The sequence below is a fragment of the Chryseobacterium sp. IHB B 17019 genome (assembly GCF_001456155.1).
GTDB lineage: Bacteria > Bacteroidota > Bacteroidia > Flavobacteriales > Weeksellaceae > Chryseobacterium.
The window spans coordinates 3,673,648-3,689,247 of sequence record NZ_CP013293.1 but is presented as its reverse complement, the minus strand read 5'-3'; the positions used below and the strand labels follow the sequence as shown (position 1 = coordinate 3,689,247).

Below are 15,600 nucleotides of genomic sequence, written 5' to 3'. Positions count from 1 at the left end.
AGCTTAAATTATTTATAAACTTAAATAAAATTTTCTGTTAACATTTACAAAGTAAAAATTTAGATATACCGTTAAAAATAAAAACTCAAGAAATTTTCTTGAGTTTTTTAATTTTTTATGTAGAATTGCTGAAAATTGACCTTTAGAAATGTGTCAAAAATCGATTTTCTACTTTTTTTCGATAATGTATATCAAACTTGAAAATTCGTTCGAAAAAAGGGCTTTTACGTTAGAAATCGTTCCGTAGATGATGGCTTTTAGCCAAAAAAGGGGTGATTTTTTATATTTTTCGCTCAACATTGAGATGTAATAAGAATCTAAAACCAAAGGTTTGATTTTTCTCATTTTCCAGTTTGGTTTCTTTGAAATTAAATTTTCCATTCCGTTTTTTGAAAAATGATAGATGTGTCTTGGTACATCATAAGCTGCCCAATATTCTTTATAATGTTTGGCATCGTAAGAAGTAGGGTTGGGAACAGCTATAATTAATAGTCCTTTTTCTTTTAACTTTTTATTGAAAATTTCAAGCATTTCATCCTGATTTTCTACGTGCTCGAAAACATGCCATAGAGTAATTGCATCTAGACTTTGATCTTCAATATTATTAATATCGTCTAAAATTTTAGCTTTTGAAACTTTACTGTGTGCTGCATTCCTTGCATCTGCATCTGGCTCAAATCCGAAAGTTTGAAAATCATTTTCTATATATTTTACAAATTCTCCGGCACCACAACCATAATCTAAAACTCTGGATCCTTTTTGAATTCTATCTAAAAGAATTGTTTTTTTATACTGTAAATTGAATGACTGTAAAAATTTATAAAGCTTTTCTTTTAAACTTCCAGAATCCTGATGATGAGAAATATAATCTTCGCTTTCATAATATTTGGAAATATTGGATGGAATAGGGGAGGTTTTAAAAACTCCTTTTGTTTCCGTTTCTTTAATTTCAAATATTTCCTGTGAAAGAAAATGATCTTTAATTTTCATTTTATTCGTATTTAAAATGAAATTTGAAGCTCTTTTAAAGCCTCAAATTTCAATTAATTTTATTTCAAATTTTCTTTATGTTTCACGTGAAACATATATTAATTATCGTCCTAAATAAACCAATAAAACATTAATATCAGCGGGAGAAACGCCACTTATTCTTCCGGCCTGGGCAATTGTTTTTGGCTTTACATTGGTCATTTTTTGTTTGGCTTCTGCAGAAAGGCTGGAGATCTTTGTAAAATCAAAATCTTCCGGAATTTTAATATTTTCCAGACGGTTTAATTTTGCTACATTTTCTTTTTCCTTTTCAATATACCCTTTATATTTGATATTTACTTCTGCCTGTTCCCTTACTTCATCGTCATATTGAGAAGCTTTTTCCTTTATAATATCAATATTTTCCAACTTTTCGAGTGTAATATTAGGTCTTGTAAGGAATTGAGCTGCTCTGTAAGCCTGATCTACAGGATTACTATCCATACTCTCAAGAATAGGATTAATAACGCCTGGTTTTAAAGAGGTTTCCCGTAAAAAGGCTTCAAGTTCCTCACTTTTAGCAATTTTCTCTTCAACTCTTCTTAGTCGATCTTCTTTTGCAAGGCCTAATTGATAAGCTTTTTCAGTTAATCTGATGTCTGCATTATCCTGTCTTAAAAGTAGCCTGTATTCTGCTCTGGAAGTGAACATTCTGTAAGGTTCTTCCGTACCTTTTGTGATTAAATCATCGATTAAAACACCGATATAAGCTTCATCTCTGTTAAGAATGAAATCATCCTTTTCGTGTACTTTATTGTGGGCATTTATACCTGCAATTAATCCTTGTCCGGCTGCTTCCTCATAACCGGTTGTACCATTAATCTGACCTGCAAAGTATAAATTATCGATTAATTTTGTCTCTAAAGTATGCTTTAATTGAGTAGGAGGGAAGTAGTCATATTCAATAGCATAGCCTGGACGAAACACTTTTACATTTTCAAAACCTGGAATATGCTTCATAGCTTTGATCTGAACATCTTCCGGTAAAGAGGAGCTGAATCCGTTTACATATATTTCTACCGTTTTCCAGCCTTCCGGCTCTACAAATAACTGGTGCCTGTTTCTTTCTGCAAAACGATTGATTTTATCTTCAATACTTGGGCAATATCTTGGTCCCAAACTTTGAATTGTACCATTAAACATAGGACTTCTGTCGAATCCTTCACGTAAAATATCGTGCACCGTTTCGTTGGTATAAACGATATGGCAACTTAATTGTTTAGTTATTTTGGGAGTATCTAAATAGCTGAATTTTTGAGGGTTTTCATCTCCTTTTTGTTCTTCCATTTTAGAATAATCAAGGCTTCTTCCATCTACTCTCGGTGGAGTACCGGTTTTCATTCTTCCTGCTTCAAAACCTAAGGAAACGAGTTGTTCTGTAATACCAAAAGCTCTTGGTTCACCCATTCTTCCGCCGCCTAATTGTTTATCTCCAACGTGGATTAATCCGTTCAGGAAAGTACCGTTTGTAAGAACTACTGATTTACTTTTTATCTCAATTCCCAAAGAAGTAATAACACCTGTTACCTTGTTATTTTCGACAATAAGCTGTTTTACCATATCCTGAAAGAAGTCAAGATTTGGTGTGTTTTCTAACGCTAAACGCCATTCTTCTGCGAAAAGCATCCTGTCGTTTTGTGTTCTTGGAGACCACATGGCGGGACCTTTGGAAAGGTTTAGCATCTTGAATTGAATAGCAGATTTATCCGCCACAATTCCTGAATATCCTCCCATTGCATCTATTTCGCGTACAATTTGTCCTTTTGCGATTCCACCCATCGCGGGGTTGCAGCTCATCTGTCCGATAGTCTGCATGTTCATTGTAACTAGCAGCGTTTTTGAACCTAAGTTTGCTGCTGCAGCTGCTGCCTCACATCCTGCGTGACCGGCACCAACTACAATTACATCATATATTTCTGAAATCATTTTAATTGCTTGTTTAAGCCTTAAATTTTTTATTTTCTATTAAATGTTTCACGTGAAACATTGTTTCGAAATAAGGTCTGAAAGTGCCTGTATTCCGTATTATTTAGCCCCGATAGTAGCATTTGTTTGAGCTCTTTTTTCTTTGAAAAAGAAAAAAAGCGAGTGCGGATAGCGGGATTAAGCTTCTAATTATTTAATTATTATATTTTGCTAAATAATGATCTTCTTTACTTCGCATTAACTGTTCTTCTTCCTCGGTTTTATCCTTGTATCCACAAAGGTGAAGAATGCCGTGAGCCAAAACTCTTCTTAATTCTTCTTCATATTCTCTGGATAGGGTAGAAGCATTGTCTGAAATGCGCTGCAAAGATACGAAAATCTCTCCGCTTATCGTTTTCCCTTTTACATAGTCGAAAGTAATAATGTCTGTATAGTAATCATGCTGTAGATAATCCTGATTTACTTTCAGCAAATATTCATCATCACAGAAGATATAATTGATTTCTCCAAGTTTTTTTCCTTCTGAAAGAATGATATCTTCCAGCCATTTTTTGTAGTCTGCGTGTACAGATTCCGGTAAGTTTTCGTAAAAGAATTGTATCATTGTTTAAAACCAGTGTCCTAAAATAACACTGAATATGCCTTTTTGATTATTTTTAAGTGAGTGACTGAAGTTGACCTTGATCTGCCCGAAAGGCGATTTGTATCCTGCCGTAATTCCCAGTGAGCTATAATTTAGCTGTACAGCGTCTTCGAAGCTTATATCATCGGAAAGATTGGCTAATGAAAAGTTTCCGCTGATGAAATAGTTTTTATTAAACTTAAACTGAAGATCATTGGAAATTAAAATAACATTATTGGTATTAAGTTGCCCAAAATAGAATCCTGAAAAGCTTCTGAAATTAACAATATTCTGTTCAAAAATTCCTCCCAGTCTGTATTGGTAGAATTGAGGAAGATTGTTTCCTATTGTGATTCCGCCGTACAGGTTGAGGCGATAGGTGAATTGTTTTGTTAAAGGAATATTGATTCTGATATCCGCTTTTACCTGAACGAGCCTTTTTTCAACTTCAGATTTCATTAAATCGATTACCTTTCCTTCAGCATTAATGTAAATTCCGCGGGAAGGGAAGTCTTTGTCGTTCTGAGTATCGCTTTTTAAGAATACATAGGGGTTCAAAAACCGGCTGTACCGTTTATTGTTACCATTGGCTTCGGCTTCGAAATAATCGTGGCTAATTCCGCCTCCTATGGCAAATTTATCTTTCCAAATGGATTGGATATAGGCTTCATTCCTGAACCATTCCCAATTATCAATATCATAATTGTTATCATCTTTAAGATAAAAACTCATTCCCGAAGAATAAATACCGAATCCGGGAATATATCCGTTATCAATAAAATAATTTAAATAGTATCTTGGCTTATCTCCAACAATTACATCCAAAGAAAGATTGGTATTTCTAAATAAGAGCCGTTTTGCAGAATAATTAACAAGAAGTCCGGTCTTAAAAACTTCATCATAATGCAAACCGAATTTTACAAAATGCCGTGTATTATCTTCCGTTACATAAAGTTTCAGATAATTAGATTCGTTTTCAGGAACAATATCATAATTGATAAATTTATAATTATTGGTAGCAACAAGCTTATCTATTTTTTTATTAATGCTTCCGTAAGTTTGCATGGAAGGAAGCCGCAGTCCCATTTTTCCTAAAACATAGTTTGTACCGTAAATCCGGCCTCCGTCTATGGAAATGCTGTCAATTTTATATACATTGGAGTAAATAGGATTTATGCGTTGCCGAAGACGGTCAAAAGGACGTTTGGGCAGTTGTGATAAGATTTCGGAATATTTCAGGCCTTCTGCATAGCCGCTGTCGAGGATCTTTTTCTTTTCGTCATAGCTTGTGGCGGTCATACCTTTCAGATCAGGTTTAATATTAATATCAGTGTATTTATATTGTTTCCGGGTATCTTTCTTGATTCCCATGTCAATAATCTGATTAAGAATGTCGATAATGCTGTTTAAATCCTCTCTTTTGGATAGGTCCTGGTTAAGATCCACGCCGATGACGATATCGATTCCTTTGTCCTTTAAAGGCTTTGAAGGATAGTTTACCGTCATTGCTCCGTCAATATAAATGCTGTCCCCAATTTTTACGGGGTCCATTAACGAAGGAAAGGCTGAGCTGGCCATAATGGATTGTACCAGATCTCCTTTTTCAAATATCTCCATATTGCCGCTTTCCAAATTGGTGGCAACACACATGAAAGGAATCGGAAGCTTTGAAAAATCATTGATATTTGAAACGTTTTTAAATAATTCTTTAAGTAAATAAACATTTTTTTGTCCTGTACTAATAGAAGAGGGAAGAGTAATTTTTCCGTTTTTTAATGGAATAGACAAGAGATATTTGTCTACGGATTTATTGAAGAAAGTAGTTTCCTGGCGGGTAGATTTTGGATCGAGTATCAATGAATAAAAATCGGTATCCATCACAATTTTTTCAATTTCCTTTCCAGAATAGCCTGAAGCATAAAGTCCTCCCACAATAGCACCCATACTTGTTCCGGCGATGTAATCAACCTTTACTCCTAAGGAATCCAATACCTTAAGCACTCCCACATGAGAAAATCCTTTAGCACCGCCGCCAGCAAGTGAAAGCCCGATTTTAGGATTTTTCGGTATCACAAGGCCTTTCTTCACCTGAGAATGGATCAAAAGCAACTGAAAAGCAAATAAAATAATCAGGAATTTTCTCATAAGTGTTAATCTTTTACATAAATCCGTTTCACACGGGGTGAAATAGAGGTTAATACTTCGTAAGTAATGGTTTTACAATATTCTGCGAACTCTTTTAGGCTTGGTTTTGCATTAAAAACAGTTACCGTATCCCCTTCTTTTACATCCGGAACATGATCGACGTTGATCATCATCATATCCATGCAAATGCTTCCGATAATGGGAGCCAGTGTTTTATTGATGCCTACATTCCCAACCTGATTCCCAATTAATCTAGGAATTCCGTCCGCATATCCTACAGGAATTGTTGCTATTTTTGTGGTGTGATCCGTTTTAAATCTTCTGCTGTATCCCACCGATTCTCCATTTTCTACCATAGAAATCTGCGAAATCACTGTTTTAAAGCTTACTACGGACTGCAGTTGTTTTTGTATTTCACTATTTGGTGATTCTCCTAGCATTCCGATTCCAATCCGGACCATGTCATATTGATAGTTGGTATAACTTGTTATTCCTGAAGAATTCAAAATATGTCGGATAGGGGAGTAACCTAATTTTTCAATTAAATATGTCGAACTTTTTTCGAAAGTTTCAAGTTGATGCATGGTAAATTCTTTCTCTTCCGGCATATCCGAGGAGGAAAGGTGGCTGAAAATACTCTGAACTTTTACATTAATTTTATTTAAGGTTTCGCTTAATTGATCTAATTCAAAACTCTTAAAACCAAGGCGATGCATGCCTGTTTCCAATTTAATATGAACAGGATATTTTTTGTCATAACCTGATTTCTGAACTGCTTCATAAAATAGTTCCAGCACTCTGAAGCTATAGATTTCCGGCTCCAGGTTATATTCAATCACTGTTTCGTAACTGTGCTGTTCAGGATTCATGACAACAATGGGTACGGTGATTCCTTTTTTTCTCAGCTCAACACCTTCATCCACAAAAGCAACGCCAAGATAATCAATATGATGATGCTGTAGGAATTCTGAAATCTCATAACTCCCTAGTCCATAAGAATTTGCTTTTACCATAGCCATCATTTTAGTCGTCGGTTTCAGTAAAGATTTATGATAATTGATGTTGTGTAGAATTGCATTTAAATTAATTTCTAAAACCGTATCATGCTTTCTCAGTTCAAGAATATCTTTTAATTTTTCGATTTCAAATTTTCTTGCTCCTTTTAATAAAATGATTTGATTTTCAATTTCTGTAAGATGTTTACTGTCAATTAATTCCTTAGTATTAATGAAAGTAAAAGTTTTAGATTTAAATAATTCACTAAATTTTGATATTTCATTGCCTATCAGGAAAACAGAATCGAATTTTTGTTCGTTTACTAATTCTGAGACTTCTTCATAAAGCTCTTTAGAATTTGAATTTACCCCAACAATATCCGTTAAAACAAGGGATTTTTTCGGTTTTTTGTATTCATTTAAAAATTGAAGGGCGGTTTTCAGAGAGTCTAAATCAAGATTAAAAGAATCATTGATGATCATATTATTTTTAATTCCTTCAATGGCTTCAAGGCGCATTTCAACAGACTTTAAAGCATTGATTTTCTCGACAATCTTTTGGTTATCGATATTCAGTTCTTTTAAAACGGTTATCAGCGCCAAAGCATTCGTTAAGGTCGCTTCGTCCCTTTGATGAACGGGAAAAGTGATTTCTTCGTCAAAATATTGTACAACAACATTTCCATCTTTTGAAATACTGTTTGTAATTAAAACCTGATTTTCTTTTTTTAAACCGTAAGAAATTAATTTCTTACTTGAATATATTTCTTTTATCTTTCTGTCAACCAATACGTTGTCACCATTGTAAATGATGACTTCAGAGTTTTTAAAAAGCTTTATTTTTTCATCAATTAATTCTTCTTCAGATTCAAAATTCGCAAGGTGGGCGGTTCCGATATGAGTCAGCAAACCAATCTGAGGGTGAAAAATATTTTCCAGCTTCTGCATTTCATCAGGCTTCGAAATCCCGACTTCAAAAATTCCCAGCTCATGAGAATTATTGATTTGAAGCAGAGAAAGCGGAAGACCGATCTGAGAATTGAAACTTTTGGGGCTTTTTACGGTCGGAAATTCGTTCCAGAGGCATTGATATAACCATTCTTTTAAAATAGTTTTCCCGTTACTTCCCGTAATTCCAATGGATTTAAGATGAGAATTTTCGAAATGATATTGGGCTAGTTTCTGAAGAAAATCCACGGAATTTCCAACAATAATCCACGTTATATTTTCAAACTGCGGAAAATGATGCTCGGAAATAATTACAGTAATACCTCTGTCAATCGCTGACTCAATAAACTTTTCCCCTGAATTTTTATGGGTATTGATGGCAATAAAAGCAGTGTTTTTAGTAGAATAAATAATCCTGCTATCAAAAGCTATATTTTTGATAATTAATTCCTTATCACCAATTATCTGTGCATTGGTAATTTCTGCGATCTGATTTACTGTATAATTCATTGGTGCCCCTTCTACTTTATATTCTAAGGCAAAAAACCAAAAATGACGAATAAGCTTAGCTTAAATTAAGACCTTAATTCATTTGCTTTTAGCTTTATCAGCCATCTTTGCTTTTTAGCTAATTTAACTATTTTTTCTTCTTTAAAAGTACTTCATCAATAAAAACACGCCGGCTAACCGCTTCATAACTCTCCGTTTCGCCCAGTTCCACAAGGTTGTTTCCGGAAGAAATCCTCATGGAATAATTAGCAAGATTTCCTGTTCTTTTACAAATAGCATGCACTTTCGTTACATATTCTGCGGTGGCCATCAAATTCGGCATAGGCCCGAAAGGTCGGCCCAAAAAGTCCATATCCAATCCTGCAATGACTACTCTTACTCCGCTGTTTGCCAATTGATTAGATACATCAACAATGCCCTCATCAAAGAATTGCGCCTCATCAATCCCTACAACATCACAATTGGAGGCCAACAAAAGTATTTCGTTGGGATTTTCCACGGGTGTACTGCGAATTTTATTCTGATTATGAGAAATTACATCCTCATCAGAATAGCGTGTATCCAGTTTCGGTTTGAAGATCTCCACATGCTGCCCTGCCATTTCTGCCCTTCTCAGCCTCCGGATCAACTCTTCGGTTTTTCCGGAAAACATTGAACCACAAATAACTTCCATCCAACCGCTTTGTTTGGAATGATTAATTGTATTTTCTAAAAACATTTGTTAAATTAGCCGTATATTTTTAAGATCAAAAGTAAGCAATTTTAACAAGATTCTTAATATGCAAAACATCCAAGACTTAAAGGAAAAGATTTTTTTTGAATCCAAGAATATCATAGCTATTCTGGACAAAATAAGCAATGTAGACGAGTTACTTTCCAAGCAAGATCTTGTGGATGAGCTTGCGAACAGGATTTCGTTCTTACGTTTGCTGGAAAAAAATATAGAATATTTCGGGAAGGAAACTTCTTCATCAGGTTTAGAAATTCATAGAAGCGTGGTTTCAGAAATTGCTGTTGCAGAAGCCTATAACGCAGACAATGAAGTAACCGAAGAAGAAGCGATTTTCAATAATGAATTCAACGAAATCAACGAAAAAGGGAATGAATCTTTTTCAAATGGAGTAACTGAGGAGGAAGCAATTTTTAACAATCAATTAAACGAAATTGTTGAAGGTGAATTCCATGAATCACTGGTTAATCTTGTTGAAGAAAATTCTGAGCCGGAAATTGCTGAAGATTCAGAAGAGCAAATCCAAAAGCATACTGTAACGGAAGAAGAGGCTGTTTTTAATAATCAATTGAATGAAATTGATGAAAATGAAACTTCGGAATTCAGCGAAAGTGCTTTAAGTTTTGTTGATGAAGAAAGAATTTTAGCAGATTCTGAGCCGGAAAATGATGATGATATTCATGAAAAGATGTTTAATAACGAAATAACTGAGGAGGAAGCTATTTTCAATAATCAATTAAACGAAATTGACGAATTCGAAAATGAAATTTCTGATGATCGCGGAGACGAACTGAATGATTTTGATGAAGAGGAAAAAATTCAGGATAATTTTGAATCCAATATAAATAATGAACCTGAAACTTCTGAGATTACCGAAAAAATTCCAAGCATTTTTGATACGGAACCAATGGAAACCGATCTGTTGATCGAAGAAAATGAAGAACAGTTTATCATATCAAATATAGCAATGGATCAGGGAGAAATGGCGACCGAAACTTCCAATGCAGAAAATATTGTAAACGAAATAAAAAACGAAGGCAGAAGCGAGGAGGAAGAGCAGGAAAGAATTATCCTGGCGGAAATTAACGACAGAAGGAAAATCGTAGAAATCAACAGGCCTGTTCCTGAAGGAGAAAAAGAAAAATTGGCTTCTGATGAAAATTTCGAAAACTTAGAACAATATCAGCAGGAAAAAAAGATAAAGTTAGCCAATATCAAAGGATTAAAAGCTGTACAGACACTTTTTGATGATGATCACCTGGAAAGAGTATTTCCGGAAGAAAAAAGAACTTCTACAGAGAGCAAAGAAGATACGGGAAGCATTTTAAAAACCAATATTCCTACCAATTTTATGGAAGCGGAAAAGCCAAAGCCCCAGTTTAAGCTTGATTTGAACGACAGGATTGCTTTTACAAAAACATTATTCGGAGGAAGCCAGTCTGAACTGAATGAAGTGGTAAATAACCTAAACAGCTTCAAAAACCTGGAAGACGCAAAAGAATACCTGAGCGATCTTTATTATCAGAAAAAATGGAGTAAAGTAGATGAATACGCCCAAAGACTGTGGATATTGGTAGAAAATAAATTTTTATAAAACAAATTTTGAGCGGAATTCTATATTTTGTTCCTACACCGGTCGGGAACTTGGAAGATATGACTTTCAGAGCGGTAAATGTACTGAAAGAGGTTGATTATATTTTGTGCGAAGACACGAGAACTTCAGGGATTCTTCTGAAGCATTTTGAGATTTCCAAGCCTTTAAAATCTTATCATCTGCATAATGAGCATCAGGCCACGGAAAAGGTGATTACAGACCTTAAAAACGGTCAGAATATTGCGATTATTACCGATGCAGGAACTCCAGGAATCTCGGATCCGGGTTATTTGCTCGGAAAAGCGGGAGCAGATCATCAGATTGAAATGATTTGCCTGCCGGGAGCAACAGCTTTCGTGCCGGCTCTGGTAGTTTCCGGGCTGCCGAATAATGAATTTCTTTTTGCCGGGTTTTTACCTCAGAAAAAAGGAAGGCAGACAAAGCTGAAACAGCTCGCAGAAGAGAAAAAAACCATCGTTTTATACGAAAGCCCTCACAAAATAAACACAACTTTAGAGCAGATCAAAGAATTCTTTGGGGAAGAAACTAAAGTAAGCCTGAGCAGGGAAATCTCCAAAAAATTTGAGGAGACTAAAAGAGGGACAATCAATGAATTAATTGAATTCTCAAAAAGCAAAACTTTAAAAGGTGAGATTGTTCTCATTGTAAATAATTCCATTTAATTGAAAAAAATAATTTTCGTGCTGTTTTCATCGGTTTGCCTTGGACAGACGGATCAGTACAAGCAGATACTTTTAACCAAAAAACTAGGCAAAGAAGTACATTCCTACACGAAAGGCTACGGAATGACCACAGACGCCAAAACCGGGAAATCCGGAATTGTAGACTCTTTAGGCAATATTACTTTTGATTATCCTTCTAAAAGTGAGATCTCTCATTTGTGGAAAAACAGATTTATTTTAAAAGTAAAAGCCGGAAATTCCAACGGAAAGATTGCTTTAATTGATGAAAAAGGAAAAGAATTAATCCCTTTGGCTCAATTTAAATACAGGACATGGGAAAAAAAAGACAGGTTAATTTACTCAAAACAGGGAAAAGAATGTGTTTATGATTTTAATGGAAAACAGATTATTCCTTTTTCTGATAAAATAGAATTCGCAAGCGAGAGTAGATTTTTTGTTAAAAAAAATGGAATTTGGTTAATCTATGACTTTAACGGAAATAAAATTTCGGACAGAGAATTTACCGACGATCTTCGTTTTTATAAAGGCAGAACTTACCTTACAAAAGGTGAAAAGTCCGGAGAAATCATTGATAATAACGGCAAAACGCTAAGTACAATTTCCAACCATAATATCGACAATATCAATGCTTTTCCTTATTTGGTAACTCTTGATCCGATAAAAAACAAATATGGGATTATTGACGAAAAAGAGAATGTAATTGCAGATGAAATCTATGAACAGGCTTTCGTGGGAAGAGAATATATTTACCTTACAAAAGATGATAACGTAAGCATTTTTTCAAAGAAGGAAGGAAGAGTGTATGGTCTTGATTATCATTATGTAAACCCATTATTTAATGGGTTATTCAAAACTTCTCAAGACTCTAAAAATCCAAAGGCTGCAGTCATAAAACTGAATGGAGAAATTGTCTTTCCAAAAGAATATGACAGAATAGAAGGTTTAAATATCGCTGGTGAAAAATATCTTTACTTAAGAAAAGGCGAAGAAGAAACGATCCTGGATAAAAATTTAGAAAAAGTCTTAAAAGATGATTACGAAATAGAAAAAATATTTCCTAATACATTGATTGTAAGCAAAAGCGGTGTCTATTACAAATTTTCCCCAACAGATGCACAATACAAAGAGCTGAAAGGGTTTGCAGAAATGAAACCCTTGGAATCGTATCCAATGCTGATCGGGAAAAATACAGAAAACCTGTACGGAATACTTGACGAGCAGGGAAATGAAATTATCCCGTTTATCTACAATGATATCATAACTTTCGTTGGAGCTAATGAATTTGTAGTGAAAAAAGACAACAAATTCGGAATTACCAACCATAAAAACGAGCCGCTGACAGAAGTTATTTTCGATAAATATCTAGCGGACAAAAAGGGAATAAAACTCATCAAAGGAAAAGATTCAGAGTACATCTATTTTAGTGAACAGGAGGACAGGAATTTCATCGATTAAGTGCTTCCTATGCTCTTACATGACAAAAAACAGTTATAAAATTTTACTAAAAAAATGATTTAGAATGCTTTGAATAACATTTTATAATATCTTTGCGGACCGCTTATTTTGATAAAATTAAATATTGGTATATTAGTCAACTTTCAAAAGGCTAATAAGTTATAAAGAAAATAATGTCATAAATATGAAACTATTAGAAGGAAAAGTAGCGCTAATTACAGGAGCTACGAGAGGAATCGGGAAAGGGATTGCTGAAATGTATGCTCAACAGGGAGCAAAAGTAGCATTCACTTATGCGGGATCTGTAGACAAAGCGAAGGAATTAGAAGCGACTTTAAGTTCTGTAACTCAAATTAAAGGTTACCAATCTGATGCATCAGATTACGATGCGGCTCAAAAACTGGTTGAGGAAGTAATGGCTGAGTTTGGCCAGATTGATATCCTGATCAACAATGCAGGAATTACAAGAGACAACCTGCTGTTGAGAATGTCTAAGGAAGATTGGGACACAATTATCAAAGTAAATCTGGATTCTGTTTTCAACCTTACAAAAGCGGCTATCAAGCCGATGATGAAGGCAAAATCAGGGTCTATTATCAATATGACTTCAGTGGTAGGGATTAGCGGAAATGCAGGCCAGGCAAATTATGCTGCGTCTAAAGCAGGAGTTATCGGTTTTACAAAATCTGTAGCCCTTGAGCTGGGTTCCCGAAATATCCGTTGCAATGCAGTTGCGCCCGGGTTTATCGAAACCGAAATGACGGCTGCTCTGGATGACAAAAAAGTTCAGGAATGGAGAGACGGAATTCCGTTGAAAAGAGGCGGAAAACCTGAGGATATTGCCAATGCCTGTGTGTTTTTAGGAAGCGAAATGGCGTCTTATATTACAGGTCAAACGTTGAACGTTGACGGCGGAATGTTGACATAAAAAGAATATGAAATTAGTACAGAATATCATCTTATTCTTGTCGATTTTATTATGCATCGGTCTGATTTACATTGCTTTTTTTAATGTATATCAGACCGATGATTATATTTATTCCTGGGGCGCAAAAAGACTCGGGATCATAGGAAACAGTATAGATTTTTATACAAATTGGGGCGGAAGATACTTTGGATATACTCTTAATATGTTGAATCCGGTTTCTCAGGACCCGGAAAATATTTTACCTAAACTCTATCCTATATTTTTATTTTCAACCTTTATTGGCGTTTCTGCCTTAAATTTTAAACAATATTTTAAATATTCCTTTTCAGATTCATTAGTGAAAGGATTTCTGTTGTTTTTCTTCTACACAACTCTTCTGATAAGTATTTCCGAACATTATTATTGGATTTCAGGAGCGAATATTTACTTTATACCTTTGATTTTATCAGGTTTTTTACTGCTTTTTTATGGTAAATTTCAGGAATCAGGAAAAATGGGATGGTTTCTTTTAAGTGCTGTATTAGTGGCAATTTTAATGGGATCTAATGAAATTCTGGCATTAATTCTTTTGGGAGCCTTAATCGTATTAAATTATCAAATTAAATCAAAAGAAAACAGGATTTTATTAATCATCGGAACGATAGGATTTTTGATAAGCTTTTTAGCACCCGGAAACTTCAAACGACTGGCAGATTCTACAGATATCTTTTATATAAAATGGGCAAAAAGAGTAGGAGTATTAGGAGCAAATACCATTTATATTGCATTCAAAACTGTGCTTGTACTGCCACTTTTTATCAAAGTTTTTGAAAAAGAATTGCAGATAATTATTAAAAAAATAAGCTTTAAAAAAGCAGTTTTAATTTGGGCAATTTCATTTCTGCCCTTACTTTTTACGGGCTACATTATGAACACGGTCGGGCGTCAGTTTGAGAATATTATTTTCTTTTTCTTGCTTACTTTTTCCGTGGTGATGATGTTTAGATGGAAGGGGATAAAAAAATTATGGGGAATCTCCTTTATTGTTGTTTTTTTGCCACAATTCAATATTTTCCCTGAAAGATATTCTAATTTTAATATAGATTATAACTTAAGCTCTATTGTTAAAGAAATCCTTTATACAGACTTGAAAGCCTATGATCAGGAGATAGAAGACCGTATTTCTGCCATTAAGAATTCAAAAGAAGATTCTTTGATTTTAAATAAAATAAAAACCGTTCCCAACGTCTTGTATTTTGATGAAATGTCTTCCGTAAATGAAGATAAAAAATACGTGAATGACCAGTTGCAGAAGTATTTTAATAAGAAATATATCAGAACAGAATAATCTATTTTGTATTCAAAACTTTATTGTAAATCGTCTTCACCTGAAGATCACCAAAGCCTAAAATTTCAAATTCTTTCAGGAACTTTTCAAAGATAATATTAAAGTCTGTTGTACCGGTTTTGACTAAATTTTCAATAAAAGCTTCAAGATTTATAGTTGAATATGCTGTTATCACTTCTTTCAAAAAATGAAAGCAATTGGATTGATTACTAGAGAGTTCTTTCAATAATTCAATATTGTTGTTTCGATAAGCTTCCCAAAGATTGATGCCTAATTCGATATCTTTTTCTTCAAACAAAACCTTTGAAAGTAATGACGCTTCCAGATCTGAATTCTCGGAAACAGAGAATCCCTTCCAATGATCTTTATTCGTTGTTTTTGGAAAAACACGGTAGATTTTTAACCCTTTACTATCAGATAATAATGAAAGGCAAAACCACATATTCACCTGGCAAAACAGATCATCTTCAAACCAAAGATTGACCTCAGAACCTTCCGGAATCTTCAATAATTTTTCGAATTCCGAAACCACTTTTGAATAATAGCATTTCTGTGAATTATTATAATCTCGTTCAATATACTCAGACCGTATTTTCCAGAAACTATCCAGATTATCAGCCTGTAACGGCCCGCAACTAAAGCTTCTCTACAAACAATGATCTCGCCGGCGATAGAAGTTTTCTTCAA

Annotated in this window: 11 protein-coding genes and 1 pseudogene; 5 read left to right on the top strand and 7 right to left on the bottom strand. The window is 34.4% G+C overall.

Going from position 1 to position 15,600, the window contains the following annotated elements; translation table 11 throughout:
* Positions 1-168: 168 nt before the first annotated feature.
* The 6 genes from ATE47_RS17065 to ATE47_RS17040 all read right to left on the bottom strand — a co-directional run bounded on the left by ATE47_RS17065 (position 169) and on the right by ATE47_RS17040 (position 8,893).
* On the bottom strand, positions 169-990 hold the full coding sequence (locus tag ATE47_RS17065) for a class I SAM-dependent methyltransferase (RefSeq protein WP_062163088.1): 822 nt from the start codon (positions 988-990) through the stop codon (positions 169-171).
* A gap of 102 nt (positions 991-1,092) precedes the next feature.
* Positions 1,093-2,955 carry a tRNA uridine-5-carboxymethylaminomethyl(34) synthesis enzyme MnmG gene (mnmG, locus tag ATE47_RS17060; protein ID WP_062163087.1) on the bottom strand — a complete coding sequence of 621 codons (1,863 nt, stop codon included), beginning with the start codon at positions 2,953-2,955 and terminating at the stop codon, positions 1,093-1,095.
* Between the two features lie 193 nt (positions 2,956-3,148).
* Positions 3,149-3,559, bottom strand: a complete 411-nt coding sequence (gene ybeY / locus ATE47_RS17055) for an rRNA maturation RNase YbeY (protein WP_062163086.1) — start codon at positions 3,557-3,559, stop codon at positions 3,149-3,151.
* Between the two features lie 3 nt (positions 3,560-3,562).
* Positions 3,563-5,722, bottom strand: coding sequence for a patatin-like phospholipase family protein (locus ATE47_RS17050; RefSeq protein ID WP_062163085.1), 2,160 nt, complete (start codon positions 5,720-5,722; stop codon positions 3,563-3,565).
* Between the two features lie 5 nt (positions 5,723-5,727).
* Entirely contained in the window at positions 5,728-8,175 is a 2,448-nt protein-coding gene (locus tag ATE47_RS17045) for a bifunctional UDP-N-acetylmuramoyl-tripeptide:D-alanyl-D-alanine ligase/alanine racemase (RefSeq protein ID WP_062163084.1), read from the bottom strand.
* Between the two features lie 127 nt (positions 8,176-8,302).
* The gene (locus tag ATE47_RS17040; protein ID WP_062163083.1) at positions 8,303-8,893 is read right to left on the bottom strand and encodes a thymidine kinase; all 591 of its coding nucleotides are present in this window, start codon (positions 8,891-8,893) and stop codon (positions 8,303-8,305) included.
* Between the two features lie 61 nt (positions 8,894-8,954).
* On the opposite strand from ATE47_RS17040, the gene ATE47_RS17035 reads away from it, so the two are divergent.
* From ATE47_RS17035 to ATE47_RS17015, 5 genes are all read left to right on the top strand, one after another.
* On the top strand, positions 8,955-10,499 hold the full coding sequence (locus tag ATE47_RS17035; protein ID WP_062163082.1) for a hypothetical protein: 1,545 nt from the start codon (positions 8,955-8,957) through the stop codon (positions 10,497-10,499).
* Positions 10,500-10,507: 8 nt separating this feature from the next.
* Positions 10,508-11,182 carry a 16S rRNA (cytidine(1402)-2'-O)-methyltransferase gene (gene rsmI, locus ATE47_RS17030; RefSeq protein WP_062163081.1) on the top strand — a complete coding sequence of 225 codons (675 nt, stop codon included), beginning with the start codon at positions 10,508-10,510 and terminating at the stop codon, positions 11,180-11,182.
* Entirely contained in the window at positions 11,183-12,658 is a 1,476-nt protein-coding gene (locus ATE47_RS17025; RefSeq protein ID WP_062163080.1) for a WG repeat-containing protein, read from the top strand.
* Between the two features lie 184 nt (positions 12,659-12,842).
* Positions 12,843-13,586 carry a 3-oxoacyl-[acyl-carrier-protein] reductase gene (gene fabG, locus ATE47_RS17020; protein ID WP_062163079.1) on the top strand — a complete coding sequence of 248 codons (744 nt, stop codon included), beginning with the start codon at positions 12,843-12,845 and terminating at the stop codon, positions 13,584-13,586.
* Between the two features lie 7 nt (positions 13,587-13,593).
* Positions 13,594-14,913, top strand: coding sequence for a DUF6056 family protein (locus ATE47_RS17015; protein WP_062163078.1), 1,320 nt, complete (start codon positions 13,594-13,596; stop codon positions 14,911-14,913).
* A 1-nt stretch (position 14,914) separates the two neighbouring features.
* Here ATE47_RS17015 and ATE47_RS17010 read toward each other — a convergent pair.
* Positions 14,915-15,541, bottom strand: a pseudogene (locus ATE47_RS17010) (DUF1835 domain-containing protein); the annotation flags it as partial.
* Positions 15,542-15,600: the final 59 nt, after the last annotated feature.

Excerpts from the sequence above, each read along its gene's own strand:
- ATE47_RS17065 (WP_062163088.1), bottom strand. The coding sequence starts at position 990 with ATGAAAATTAAAGATCATTTTCTTTCACAGGAAATATTTGAAATTAAA.
- mnmG (WP_062163087.1), bottom strand. The coding sequence starts at position 2,955 with ATGATTTCAGAAATATATGATGTAATTGTAGTTGGTGCCGGTCACGCA.
- ybeY (WP_062163086.1), bottom strand. The coding sequence starts at position 3,559 with ATGATACAATTCTTTTACGAAAACTTACCGGAATCTGTACACGCAGAC.
- ATE47_RS17050 (WP_062163085.1), bottom strand. The coding sequence starts at position 5,722 with ATGAGAAAATTCCTGATTATTTTATTTGCTTTTCAGTTGCTTTTGATC.
- ATE47_RS17045 (WP_062163084.1), bottom strand. The coding sequence starts at position 8,175 with ATGAATTATACAGTAAATCAGATCGCAGAAATTACCAATGCACAGATA.
- ATE47_RS17040 (WP_062163083.1), bottom strand. The coding sequence starts at position 8,893 with ATGTTTTTAGAAAATACAATTAATCATTCCAAACAAAGCGGTTGGATG.
- ATE47_RS17035 (WP_062163082.1), top strand. The coding sequence starts at position 8,955 with ATGCAAAACATCCAAGACTTAAAGGAAAAGATTTTTTTTGAATCCAAG.
- fabG (WP_062163079.1), top strand. The coding sequence starts at position 12,843 with ATGAAACTATTAGAAGGAAAAGTAGCGCTAATTACAGGAGCTACGAGA.
- ATE47_RS17015 (WP_062163078.1), top strand. The coding sequence starts at position 13,594 with ATGAAATTAGTACAGAATATCATCTTATTCTTGTCGATTTTATTATGC.